14 protein-coding genes and 1 pseudogene are annotated in these 12,640 nt (G+C 35.2%); 2 read left to right on the top strand and 13 right to left on the bottom strand.

The genetic code is table 11. The features are described from left to right. Positions 1 to 103 precede the first annotated feature (103 nt). From NSQ62_RS02885 to NSQ62_RS02870, 4 genes are all read right to left on the bottom strand, one after another. Positions 104 to 502 (bottom strand): flagellar protein FlaG, encoded by a 399-nt coding sequence (locus tag NSQ62_RS02885; protein WP_341322425.1) that lies wholly within the window; start codon positions 500 to 502, stop codon positions 104 to 106. A gap of 221 nt (positions 503 to 723) precedes the next feature. Continuing rightward, on the bottom strand, positions 724 to 1,281 hold the full coding sequence (locus NSQ62_RS02880; RefSeq protein ID WP_341322424.1) for a competence protein ComK: 558 nt from the start codon (positions 1,279 to 1,281) through the stop codon (positions 724 to 726). Positions 1,282 to 1,423: 142 nt separating this feature from the next. Next, entirely contained in the window at positions 1,424 to 2,440 is a 1,017-nt protein-coding gene (locus NSQ62_RS02875) for a DNA sulfur modification protein DndB (protein ID WP_341322423.1), read from the bottom strand. Continuing rightward, positions 2,437 to 3,519, bottom strand: a complete 1,083-nt coding sequence (locus NSQ62_RS02870; RefSeq protein ID WP_341322422.1) for a DNA sulfur modification protein DndB — start codon at positions 3,517 to 3,519, stop codon at positions 2,437 to 2,439. Before NSQ62_RS02870 ends, NSQ62_RS02875 begins: the two co-directional genes overlap by 4 nt. Positions 3,520 to 3,877: 358 nt before the next feature. Between NSQ62_RS02870 and NSQ62_RS02865 the strand changes: the two are divergent. Further along, a pseudogene (locus NSQ62_RS02865) lies at positions 3,878 to 4,633 on the top strand (flagellin); the annotation flags it as partial. Positions 4,634 to 4,858: 225 nt separating this feature from the next. Continuing rightward, complete coding sequence (locus tag NSQ62_RS02860) at positions 4,859 to 5,329, top strand: flagellin (RefSeq protein WP_341323873.1); 471 nt, start codon at positions 4,859 to 4,861, stop codon at positions 5,327 to 5,329. A 63-nt stretch (positions 5,330 to 5,392) separates the two neighbouring features. Here NSQ62_RS02860 and NSQ62_RS02855 read toward each other — a convergent pair whose 3' ends face one another. Genes NSQ62_RS02855 through NSQ62_RS02815 form a run of 9 tightly spaced genes read right to left on the bottom strand, consistent with a single transcriptional unit; the run spans position 5,393 to position 12,631 of the window. Beyond that, on the bottom strand, positions 5,393 to 5,758 hold the full coding sequence (locus tag NSQ62_RS02855; protein ID WP_341322421.1) for a hypothetical protein: 366 nt from the start codon (positions 5,756 to 5,758) through the stop codon (positions 5,393 to 5,395). A gap of 26 nt (positions 5,759 to 5,784) precedes the next feature. Continuing rightward, a complete protein-coding gene (pseC, locus tag NSQ62_RS02850) occupies positions 5,785 to 6,912 on the bottom strand; it encodes a UDP-4-amino-4,6-dideoxy-N-acetyl-beta-L-altrosamine transaminase (RefSeq protein WP_341322420.1) in 1,128 nt (375 codons plus the stop codon). A gap of 10 nt (positions 6,913 to 6,922) precedes the next feature. After that, positions 6,923 to 7,615: a PIG-L family deacetylase gene (locus NSQ62_RS02845; RefSeq protein WP_341322419.1), complete on the bottom strand. Its 693-nt coding sequence runs from the start codon at positions 7,613 to 7,615 to the stop codon at positions 6,923 to 6,925. A gap of 40 nt (positions 7,616 to 7,655) precedes the next feature. Beyond that, positions 7,656 to 9,005 (bottom strand): FAD-dependent oxidoreductase, encoded by a 1,350-nt coding sequence (locus NSQ62_RS02840; RefSeq protein ID WP_341322418.1) that lies wholly within the window; start codon positions 9,003 to 9,005, stop codon positions 7,656 to 7,658. A gap of 21 nt (positions 9,006 to 9,026) precedes the next feature. Next, positions 9,027 to 9,689 carry a class I SAM-dependent methyltransferase gene (locus NSQ62_RS02835; protein ID WP_341322417.1) on the bottom strand — a complete coding sequence of 221 codons (663 nt, stop codon included), beginning with the start codon at positions 9,687 to 9,689 and terminating at the stop codon, positions 9,027 to 9,029. Continuing rightward, on the bottom strand, positions 9,686 to 10,381 hold the full coding sequence (locus tag NSQ62_RS02830; RefSeq protein WP_341322416.1) for a class I SAM-dependent methyltransferase: 696 nt from the start codon (positions 10,379 to 10,381) through the stop codon (positions 9,686 to 9,688). The genes NSQ62_RS02835 and NSQ62_RS02830 overlap by 4 nt, the downstream gene beginning before the upstream one ends. 2 nt (positions 10,382 to 10,383) lie before the next feature. After that, on the bottom strand, positions 10,384 to 11,115 hold the full coding sequence (locus NSQ62_RS02825; protein WP_341323872.1) for a WbqC family protein: 732 nt from the start codon (positions 11,113 to 11,115) through the stop codon (positions 10,384 to 10,386). A gap of 36 nt (positions 11,116 to 11,151) precedes the next feature. Further along, complete coding sequence (locus tag NSQ62_RS02820) at positions 11,152 to 11,586, bottom strand: acyltransferase (protein WP_341322415.1); 435 nt, start codon at positions 11,584 to 11,586, stop codon at positions 11,152 to 11,154. Then, positions 11,573 to 12,631: an N-acetylneuraminate synthase family protein gene (locus NSQ62_RS02815; protein WP_341322414.1), complete on the bottom strand. Its 1,059-nt coding sequence runs from the start codon at positions 12,629 to 12,631 to the stop codon at positions 11,573 to 11,575. The genes NSQ62_RS02820 and NSQ62_RS02815 overlap by 14 nt, the downstream gene beginning before the upstream one ends. Positions 12,632 to 12,640 lie beyond the last annotated feature (9 nt).

The following is a 12,640-nucleotide window of genomic DNA, read 5'->3' as shown; positions in this document are numbered from 1 at the left end:
AAACACCCACACCTCGTTCTTACACGAGGCCGTGGGTGTTTTCTTATGTAAAAAAGCATAAATAAAAGGCCTCTCGAACTGAGAGACCTTTTACTAAAATTAATTAAATTTTCTCATCCACAATCATACCAATCATCTTTTGCATTTCATAAAATGCATCTAATAATTTTTTAGGTGGAATTTCTTTTACCACTTCATCTGTATTTTTGTCAACAACCGTTACATAATAACGGTCTAACCCTTCGTGATATTGAAATCTTGAAGTATTATCATTAGTTTCAAGTATCTCATTCATCATAGAAACAGCCTCTTGAAGCTTTGCTTTAGTTTCTTCATTATTGTCTAATGAACTAACAGTCGGTCCATTTGATACTTTTACTGCTGATTTAGGTGTTTCGCTTCCCTGCTGAACAGCCTTTACAGTAGATTGTGTTGATATTGGCGGTGTCACAGCTTTACTTACTGATGCCATATCTAAATTTTGATTTCCTGTTATACGCATGTTTTTTCATCCTCCTTGAATTAATCCAAGCGTTACTTGTACTGTGTTTAATATCGGATTTGTAAATTTTTTTTTTATAGTTCTTTCCTTTCATTTTCAAACAATAGCTACTTATTGTTTGAGCTCTCTATTGAAAAAACGCCTTTGAAAACGTTAATTTAACCGCTCAAAGGCGCTTTTCGTATTTTAGTTAATCGCTATGCTTACTATACATGATTTGTTTAGTCGTCTGCTTTCTCGTCACGCTTCTTCGTATAAAAAACATTGCCCTGCTCTTTAATAATTTCAAAGCCTGGTTTCCCATGACTGACGGCCTCATATAAAAATTTTTTGCGTACGTCTAATAGTGTTTTCAAAACGCAGCTCACTAATAATCGTTTATAGACCGAATGCACACTCATATTCAGCAAGACTTTAATACCGTGGTGTAGTTCCAGCATCGTTGTATCCTTGGTAATGCTTCGAATACGTCCGATTTGATGCAGTGCCACATAAATCATCACTGAGCGATTATGCACCTCTAACGGTACCCACACCAAATCTGAAAAGAAGTAAGGCGCCGCATGTGCCGAGCCTAAAATATCATGTGCTAAACGTTTTGCTACCGCTAAGTTCGTCGCATAGTACGTTTCGTTATGCGTGATTAGCTGCCTTAGTCTACCTTCTGTAAAGTAATAGTGCCCCTTTTCAATGATTGCGATCCCTTGCTGGCCATCTACTACCGTTTCGAAGATTACTTGTGAGTCATACGTAAGTGTGTGTCGTGCGTTTTTTATCATTGTTATTCCTCCTTTTTAGTTTCAAAACATTTCCAAACTGTAAAAAAAGGAGTATACTAAATTTATTCAGGATACTCCTGATGCTGAAGCCTTTGTATACGATTAGTCTGTCCAGGACGCGTATACAGAGGTTTTTTCTATGTTAATAAGAGTTTTCCAATACCACATCACCCCCTTGAAGACATAGCCAATCAATAATACTGTTCAATGTTTTTTTGCTGTTTTGTAAAAAATAGAGCTGTCCCCCAGCCCGGTAATTCCCATTGAACTGCTGCCAAAGCGGCTGACAGGACTCCCAACTAATATGATTAAGCGCTTTCATGCGATTGCGGATAAACGTTTCCTTATTATTCGTTGTCACAAACTCCTCGCCGCGTAGCGCATAATAGGCCAATGCCCGCACAACTAAAAAGCTCGCCAAGATCGAAATCTGGTAATCCCCAATCTTTTCAGGTCCCTCCAAGATAAAGAGCTCATCCAACCAGGCATTGATCAGGGGTAATCGTTTTTCGATTAACTCATTATCTACATGCTGCGTGTGTAAGCCCGACTCTGTTTCCTTTCCAACAACAAACAGTGCCACGATTGCCCTCAGTTGACTTAGCGATAAAAAGTTCTTATTCGCTGGTCGATTGATGCTTACCTTCTCCTGCTCAATCCCTGCAAAGCGTAGAGCTTCATGCTGCTGCAACAATTCATTGGTTACCGTATTAATCGTATTACGTGAATCAAAGGCGATTCGCTTCGAGAGCGCTACTTTTTTGCCTTTAGTATTGGCGTCTAAATACAATTGCTCCTGCTGCTTTTTCGTGAAATTTTTAAACACTTGAAAAGCTAGTGGCACATCGCCAATACTCGCGCTTAGCTGAATGGCCTTTGTTTGCTCCTCTAAATCGTCACTTAGCATTAAACGATTCACAAGCGGTAAAATGTCAAGAATGCCCTGCAACCGTGTGCTGCCATCGATAATGTAGAGATTTCCGTCGTTTTCAGAAGCAACAATCGGCGGAATGTAGACATCCCCTGTCATAAATTGTTCCATCACATATTGCCGGATTTTTCGTGTATGGCGCGCCTCGGTTTTTCGTAAAACCATGGTTTGCTGCTGCACCTTTTCTGCAATTTCTTGTACCGTAAAAAGCGTTACATATTGTGTCATGATTTCACCGCCATTTCCTGCTGAATCATTTTTATAAAGCTTTCTTTTATACGGCGAATCGCATAAGTATTGGAATGACCGACAATGCTATTTTTTTCTTTGACGTATAAAAATTGAAAAATCGGATCTGTATGCGTCCAACTAAAATCTTTTAAAATCGTTAGTTGCTCGATGGCTTCTTGATAGGATAATTTTTGTGTTTTCGTGAGGTGATGAACGGTAAGGGCGAGTGCGACTTGGATTCCAGTTAAACCTGTTACATACTGCGAGCGTTTATGTGCTTGCTTCGGGAAGATTTGTAACCATTTCAAAAAGAATGCTTCTGCAATTTGTTCGACTTCTTGCTGAGGATAAGAAAATGTGATTTTGTTGACCTTTGCCGTATAGAGGCCATCGAATAATGCCGAAATACAGCGCTTCATGACAACCAGTGTCGTGATGGCAGAGGAGCTGCTCAACACACGCGCTGCGTTAAGCTCGATTTCCATGTGATGTTGAAGGCGCTTGGCCAATTGGCGTGTCAGGATGCTATAGGCGTCTCGGTGATCATATTGTAAAAGCTGACCGGAGTGAACATCTTTTCGCTCCGTATTCAGATCACTAAACAACTGGCGCTCCTGCTTGACAGTTAAATTCAAGAAGATTTGCATCGTAATCGGAAAATCCTCTAGGTATTTAATTTGTTCTTTTAGCTTGATTACTTTTTCTGTATTTTTTACGTATTCTGCCGCATCCAGAGAACTCTTGAGCATCATCAATGCCGACTCCATACTTTTCGAACGATGTTGCCCATCGTTTATGTATAATTTACTCCCGGACGTTAAGTAATAGCCCTGCGCATCTTGCTGGATTTCCCCGCGTGCACTAAATACAAATGAAGTAAAATGAAACGGCCGTTCGTGCTCTAGGTTGTCCAAAATAAACGAACGAATATCAAACCTTCTTTGAGGATCTAATTCCCTTTGTACATTGCTATCTACTTCAAATAAGGCAAGCAAGGTTTTCAAATTTAGTTGTGTAAAAAAAATATCATGCCCAAACTGATTATAGGCAATTCCATCTAAATAAATTTTAGCCATCGGAAACTACACCACACTTCCAAATATTTGTATTAAATACTAATATAGGTTGTTTAGAACTATATTGCAATCTTTTTTCTTGTTTTTTCTACAATTATTCTGTTTTTTGTCTTTTATTCAGTTTTCTTGTACGTTTTACCGTATTTTCCAAACACTTTTGAAACACTTGACAAATAGTAGCGCACATTCAATAATTTATACCTACGAATAATTTAGTTAATTTGACTTACTTATTGGAAAATTAAACTATTTTTTATAAACTAAATATACAAAATTACAGTAGGGACTGACTTCCATGCGTATCCAACAAAATCAAGGCTTATTCGTTCAAAATCGCTATAACTAGACAAATACCGAGCTAAATAAAACGTTAAATAAGCTCTCATCAGGCTACCAAATTAACAAAGCCGGCGATGACGCAGCTGGATTAGCCATCAGCGAAAAAATGCGCGCGCAAATCCGCGGCTTAGAGCAAGCCTCCGAAAACATTCAAGACGGCATTTCCGTCATCAACGTCATGGACGCTGCACTCGGCACGATGCAAAGCCCGATGCTCAATCGGTTACGTGAGCTCATTATTCAAGGGGCAAACGATACGAATACCGACCCAGACCGCGAACTGATTCAAAAAGAGATCAACGAAATTATCGAGGGCATCGACGATATCGTGCATAATACGGAATTCAATACCATCAAACCGTTCATTCCACCAAGTGAAATTATACCTGGCATTACAGGTGGCTCTGGGAAGGCGGATATTGTGTTTGTGATTGATAATACGGGGAGTATGAGACAGCTGATTCAAAATGTAAAAAATAACATTGGTAACTTCGTTTCCGCACTAAAAGCGCATGGCATCGATGTTAATCTAGGCCTTGTTACATATGGCGATGAATCTAAAATGACACCTCCTGTTAACCTAGGCGGTGATTCAGTACTTTCTGAAATTGTAGGATTCCCACTAGATGTAGACCAATTTAAAAATAGTGTCAATGGTATTCAACTAACTAATGGGGCTGACTGGGATGAATCCGGATTAGAAGGAATTTTAAAAGCACATTCTATTGATAAATTCCGTCCTGACGCTACGAAAAACTATATCCTTGTGACAGATGCAACCGTTCATGAGAGATTACCATACGAAGACTCAAATAGTAATGGAAATTTTGATGATAATGAAATACTAGCCAGCCAAATCTATTCGAAATATACAATTGATGATGTAATTGCAGAACTAGATGGCTCAGCTAAATTAACCGTTATTACAAATAGCGAATCGAATACGCAGCTCTCCCCTCTTCATACGGAGACAGATGGTTTATACCTAGACATCAACGGCATGTTTGGTGAGCAGCTACTGACATTAGCCGAAAAAATCACCAATGAATCAGGTGGATCATTTACAGAAGAATCGATGAAGCCTTTAGTGATCCACTCAGGTGCCAACTCAGGACAAAATATTGAAATTCCCTTATACGACCACCGCGATTTCCGCCTGTTTTTAAAGGACATGGCACTCACACCATACGAATCCGCAATGGAAGCGTTAGCTCGTGTGGATGCCGTCATTGCCAAAATTAGTGACCGCCGTGCAGAATACGGGGCTATTTCAAATCGCTTAGGGCACGCGTATAACAACGTGCTAAGCGCTAACGAAAACTTAACAAAGGCTGAATCCCAACTACGCGATACGGATATCGCAAAGGAAACAATCAAGCTCCAAAAAGATCAAGTCTTACTACAAGCCTCCCAATCGATGATGGCGCAGATCAATCAGATGGGCCAAGGGATTTTGCAGTTATTAGGATAAAAAATACCCATGTCTATTTTGCTCAATAGACATGGGTACCTCAATATATTCATTTAAAATCAATTAACTAATAACTTCTTCAAACTGCCATTGTTTAGCATTTAAAAACAACGGATTAAATTCCGCTTCAAATAGATTAATAACGGCTTCTAAATTATTTGTTTCAATTGCTTCATTGATTTTTTGAAATAATGGCGTGATTTGTGAAATTGGGCTATCAATTTTATAAGAGTGCCCTTCTAAATGGCGTTCTACTTCGAGTAACCAAACTAAGCCATCACTCAAATCTCTAATGCCATGCATCGCTTTTTCTACCTCATCTGCTTTTAACAATTCAACAATTGAATTGCATCCGCCTTCAATTTTTGCAACATATTCATAATATGATTCCATTGCTTCTTGAATTAACTGGTTTGTGTTTTGTGTCATTAAATTAACCTACTCCCTAAAAACTTTCAATCATGAATTGTAGTTTCTAATTTTTCAATAATGAAGTTCATATTTTCTTGTGTTATCCCTGGATGTAACGGCAATGTCAACGCTTTTTCATACCATGCCTCTGCTACAGGACATAATCCGCGCTCGTAGCCTAAATCACGATAATACGGATGCCAATAAACCGGAATGTAATGCACATGTACTCCAATATTAGCTGCACGCATTGCATTAAATACTTCTTTTCGATTCGCATGTTCAAGCTGAATCATATATAAATGCCAACCAGACTTAGTATTAGCTAATTGCTGTGGAATTTTAATTCCTTCAACATTCACTAGAGCTTGGTTATAGTGTTCAGCAAGTTCCTGACGCTTTGCAATAAATGTATCTAATTTCTTCAATTGTGAAACACCTAAAGCAGCTTGTAGATCAGTCATTCGATAATTGTAGCCAAGGTCGGTCATTTCATAATACCAGCCACCCTTTTCAGGTGAGTATGGTACCTGCTCAATGCCATGACTGCGGAACTGTAGCATCTTTTTATAATATTCCTCATTATCTGTTACAATAATGCCACCTTCTGCTGTTGTCACAGGCTTTACTGGATGAAAGCTAAACATTGTCATATCAGCCGTTGTCCCAACTTTACGGCCTTTGTATGTAGCACCTAAAGAGTGTGCACCGTCTTCAATAACAACTAAATTATGCTCTTTTGCAATCGTCATAATTTCATCTATATCAACAGGCTGGCCTGTGAAATCTACAGGAATGATTGCTTTTGTTTTTGCTGTAATGTTTTTACGAATTTCTGTCGGATCAATATTATACGTAGTTGCATCAATATCAGCAAATACTACTGTACCGCCTACATATCGCACACAGTTTGCACTTGCTGCGAATGTAATTGGTGAAGTAATGACCTCGTCTCCTTCACCAATCCCAGCAGCAGAGCAAGCACCATGTAAGGCAGCAGTTCCATTACAAAATGAAACGGCGTATTTTACCCCTACATAATCTGCTACAGCTTGTTCAAACTCGGCAACTTTTGGTCCTTGTGTTAAATAAGGCGAACGTAATGTGTCCACTACTGCTTGGATGTCTTCGCCGTCTATTGATTGACGACCATATGAAATAAACTCTACCATGTAATTCACCTTACTTTACTATTTTTCGCCCTAAAATAAACGCCTCTGCAGCTTCAAAGCCAACATTAGCTCCACGCCATTTCGCTAAATAATCTAATGCTTTAATTGAACGCGCATGAGGCCATTCTCTCATTTCGTATTCATATGCTTCCAATGCCTTTAATTTTAATTCTAATGTATTTTCAATATTCACATAATAATTCGGCACAAATGGGGCAGCACTTCCTGGCGTCATCCATTCCGTACTAGAAGCAGTTTCAAAAAAGAGAACTTCCTCAACAAAATGATTTCCTGGTATAGGTCTAGTAGCTGTAACCACAGCACGATGAATCATTTGATGATCTATATTTACATCTCCAATATGATGTGTATAAATTATATCAGGCTTAATTTCCTCAATTAATATTTCTACTTGTTTTACAATATCTAGCAACGTAATAGAATCCATACGATTATCAGGGAAGCCTAACAATCTTAATTCTTTTACACCAACAATCTGATTGGCTTTTTCAGCAGCTTTATATAAAAGCTTAAAGTCTTCTTCGTGTATAGTTTTATCTCTTTCTAAATCCCTGCTAGTTATTCCTTCAGCTAAAATAGCTGAATAAACAGAATCTCCTGCCTTAGCATGCTTCGCCATTACTCCGCCGCAACCTAAAATTTCATCATCTGGATGGGCTGCAATTACTAAAATTTTTTTCATATTATTAAGTCCTTTTCATATTTTCCGCACATGGAAACACCTAAAAATTAAGTTTTCTTATTTTATTAAAAACATCAATTAATGAATCTGATAAAAAGAAAGATTCCCCAGTTGCTTTTCCCGCCATTACTAAATTCCTAACTGAATCTCTTATATTTTCATTATTAAGCTTAATTCCATAATGGTATTCAGGTGTAATTATTGGAAACGCATCATTTATTTCTATTTTGTCTACATCAATGACTTCAGTATCGTCACTAATAATCCCCATAATTACAAGTTCGTTGAATATTTCATTTTCTATATCTGAATAATCTCCTTTATTCATCAATACTTCTACTGTACAATTAATTGGTGTGTTCTCGGAATGGCCCGATTTTAAATTAGGATATAATGTGACTCGGAATGTTTTGAAATCAGAATCATAGCAATTTATGTAATGATTCTCTACTAAAAAATGTTTGTCAAATACAAAATTAAATAAGACCATTGTTCTCATTTTTGGTTTTTGCATGTTATTTGTTAAACCTATTAAATTTGATAACAAATATGTATTTGCTGTCCAAACTAAGATATTAGTCTTAATTATTTCACCTGTATTTAATTTCAAACTTTCTATCCTCTTATCCTTTATATCAATTGAAGTAATAAATGTTTCTGTTAAAATTTTAACTCCTAGAGTTTCAGCCTTTAGCAATATATCCATTACCCATTGTTGAACTCCATATCCATTAATAGGATAGAATTTTTTTTGATTCGAAACGCCCTCATGATAATTTACAAAAGCCAGCTTTTCGTCATATAAAGGAATTTTTTTCAGATTATTAGTTAAAAATTCATTCCCTGGAATTAACCTTGTTAAGCTAAAAACTGAGGCTGCAGATGAATGTAAGTACTCCATGTCTGTACCTAAAAACTTCTTTAATATTGGTCTAAAAATATCTTCAGTAAAAATACTACCATATAATTTATTGTAATATTCCAATAAATTATCACTTTCAACTAAATCTCTTCTACTGAACTTAGAATTTAGTAGTTGAAATAATCCATTTTCATACGAACTCGATTTTAAAGAGGGTAGATATATGAATTGACTTTTATCGTATAAATTTTTATTGAAATAATTCCCTGCTTTGATTGTTGAAAAAGAATTCCATTTATCATTATTCATCTCTGAAAATAAAATTGAATCTAATTCATCATTGGAGGTTTCACTTGGAATGTGTGTCCCATAATCAAAGTAAATTCCAGAATTATTTTGTACTGACTTTAAGAGCCCTCCACATTCTGAATCTTTTTCTATAAGTGTGACTTTTACCCCTTTTAGTCTAAGCTGAATTGCTGCAAGGATTCCTACAATCCCTCCACCTACTATAACTGCGTCTCTCAACTTAACCAACTCCCGCAACCTTTATTTTTTAGCTACAAAATTCCACATTGCTATTTTTTCAGTAGTAGGTATATTCATTTCATTGATTTTATGTTCTAATACTTCTATTTTAAAATATTCTAATAAATCCATTAAATGATTTTTATCCGTAAAATGAATAATTCCTAAACCTGACAAATGTCCTGTTGATATATTAAACTTTGTATATATATCATCTTTTTGAAATTCACCTTCCGCATATGACGAGTGTAAAGTAGAAAACCAGTCTATCCCTATCAGTACTCCATCTTGTTTTAATGCACGATATATATTTTTTAAAGTTGCATTAATTGCTTCCGAGTCATTACACGTCAATGAGGCTCTATCTAGAATCAAATCATAATAATTTTCTCCAAGATTTAATTTTGTGAAGTCCCCTACCTGAATATTTTGAGTATATTTAGGAAATTGTTTATGTAACCTTTCTACAATTGAAGGACTTCCTTCAATCGCATGATACTCTACACCTAAACTCTCAAAGAACGGTATATTCGCTCCTGCTCCACAACCTAATTCCAATACTTTAAAGTTACTACCTTTGGCATTTGTATATCGTTTTACATAACTTACTACGTCAGACCAAGGCCAGACACTTAAATGTGATTGACTTTTATAAATTTCTTCCCATTCTTTTGAAAATGTCATACTAAAATCTCTCCTAATAGACTATTCTCTACTTTAGTTGCAACTATGTTCCACGACGCAAACTGATGCTGTTTAGGTAATTCAAAATTACTTACTTTATGCTCCAATACTTTTATTTCAAAAGCTGAAAATAGTTTCATTAAGTGATCTTTATCAGAGAAATGTACATTTCCTAAACCAGAAAACTGTCCTTCTGTAAATCCTGTTTTTGTATATAAATCATTTTCTAATAGCGAACCTTTATTGAAATCCGAATGTGCTGACGAAAACCAATCTATTCCTATATAAGTACCCTTATTTTTCAAAGCCTTATATACGTTCGCTAAACATTCATTAATCGCGCGGGTAGTATTATGTGTAATTGAAGCTCTATCTAATATTAAATCATACTTATTTTTTCCAAAATCAAGTTTCGTAAAATCTCCTATTTGAATATTATTTTTATACTCTGGAAATTGTGTATGTAACTTTTCTACTATTGAAGGACTTCCATCAATCGCATGATATTCAACATTTAAGCTCTTAAAAAAAGGTATATTTGCACCTGCTCCACAACCTAATTCCAATACTTTAAAATCACTTCCAGATGCGTTAGTATGTCGCTTTACATAACTTACTACATCCGACCAAGGCCAAATACTTAAATGATTTTGATTTTGATATACTTCTTCCCACTCTTTTGAAAATGCCATTTTCAATCACTCCTTTTTTTCAATAACTCATTTTTACTAATATTGCCTTTTAGAATTATATTTAATGCATCTGGTCCCTCATTAAATAATAAATCTAAAACACTCATATAGGGTAAAAAATTCTGATTTTGTTGCGTATAAATTGGATGATTATATTTTTGAAAATATGGATATATACCGGATTGATAGAACAATTCTCTATCTGCGTAATTTTCACCTAAACTTCCAAAAATAAAAATATCGCTATTTAACTGTTTTGTAATATTAATCAATAGTTCATTTTTTTGTCCTATAAAAGATTGTTCACTAGCTCTAATAATTGGAACATTGATACGCAAAACATTTAAATACCATTTCATCATTTCATAATTTAAGTCAGCTAAGCTATCCCATTCCCTTGAATAGACTTCCTCTATAAATGGACTGTACTTATCAAAGTATCGACTTGATTTATAATTATAATAAATCGATAGCCAATGTTTCTTTTTCCATTTTAAATTATTATTAATCTGAATATCACTAATTGACGTCTCAAAATGTCCCTTATGATGAACTGGGACTGTCAACCAAATAGCTTCTTGATCGCTAACCAATTTATTACGATTTATAAAGCTATTTTTTTCAAATTGAACTGTGTCTAAATACACGTAGTAATCACTTATTGCAATTTTATGAAATAGCCCTAACCAAGGTAAATAAGCAGGTTGATGTGCTGTGACTATCATGCCAATCACTTCTTTCAATTAAATCTCATTTTATATTCTTGAATACTATTTGTAGTAACCTTCTTTAACAACCATTGGATTCCCTATTATTAAAGAATATGGAGGAATCTCCACACCTTCAACTATTGTCCCAGCCGCGATTACTGAATGATGTCCGATGTTAGCTCCACCTTTAATTACAGAATGGGAACCTACAAACACATTATTTTCCAAAATTATATTCTTTCTATCTATTTCATCTGAAACTTCAATGCATTTTTTATGTGAATCTGCACAATTTATAGCAACAAATGAGGCAATATCACAATTATCACCAATAATCACCTTTGCACCTTTTGCATTAATTTCAGAAAAAAAACCTATAAATACATTATCCCCGATTTCAGGCTCTCCATTAATCCATACTAGCGGATGAAAATCATTTTCTTTAAAATTAATTGATTTGCTTAGCATTTTTCTGAATTCATTACTTTCCAACATAAAAATCCCCCAGTCTAATCATTTCACCTTTACTTATATTTTTCAATGCCTTAGAACCCTGTATCTCTTCATAAAACTTGGGTACTAACCCTGGTTCTCCAGTTCTTCTCAAAACTAAATTACTAGAATTCAATTCTTCTCCTTCATTAATATCATTTAAGGCTACTATATGTCTCCTTGCAATTATTTTCATTTGTTCTTCTGCTTTTGTAGGTCTAATAATTGAATCTCCTAACATTTTATAAGACATCCTAATCGCATTAACCCACTCTTCTAAACTAGCCGGATTTTCAGAAAACCAATGATCCGGGCCTGGTAAATCATTATCTAATGTGAAATGTTTTTCAAAAAATCTAGCTCCGTATGTTATCGCTAAAGATGAAGCTAAAAAACCTTGTGTATGGTCAGAAAAGCCTAATGTAATATTAGGAAAACTAGATGCTAAAGTTTTTAATTTGTTTAAATTTACATCCTCTACTGGGGTTGGATATTGAGACGTACACAATAGTAAAATTACAGACTCCCCATTAAACGCATCTAATGTATTAAGCGTCTCATATACTTCTGCCATATCGGCCATTCCGCATGAAATAATTAATGGTAAACCTATTTTTGCGTAACTCTTCAACAAAGGTAAATTCGTAAAATCATCCGAACCAACTTTTATTGCATCTATCCCGATTTGCATCAATAGTTCTAAATCTGATTCATTTTGTGGAGTTGATAAAAATGTGATGCCTAATTCATCACACTTACTTTTTATCGATTGCCACTCTTCTTTTGTAAATTCATATCGTTTAAACATATCTAACATAGGTTCAGTAATTTCTTGACCTTGTGATTTATATGAAAACATTTGTGTACTATCGTTAACAAATTCTTCAGCTTTGAATGTTTGAAATTTAACTGCATCAACACCTGATTTTTTAGCAACTTTAATCATCTCAAATGCTTTATTTAAGTCTCCGTTATGATTAATACCTACCTCTGCCACAATGTAAGGTTCATTATTAATATCAATTTCCCTATTCCCTATTTTAACCATGTAATAATC

This window comes from Solibacillus sp. FSL H8-0523 (genome assembly GCF_038051985.1).
Lineage (GTDB): Bacteria > Bacillota > Bacilli > Bacillales_A > Planococcaceae > Solibacillus.
The sequence above is the reverse complement of the archived record's forward strand: the minus strand, read 5'-3'. Positions and strand labels throughout refer to the sequence as shown.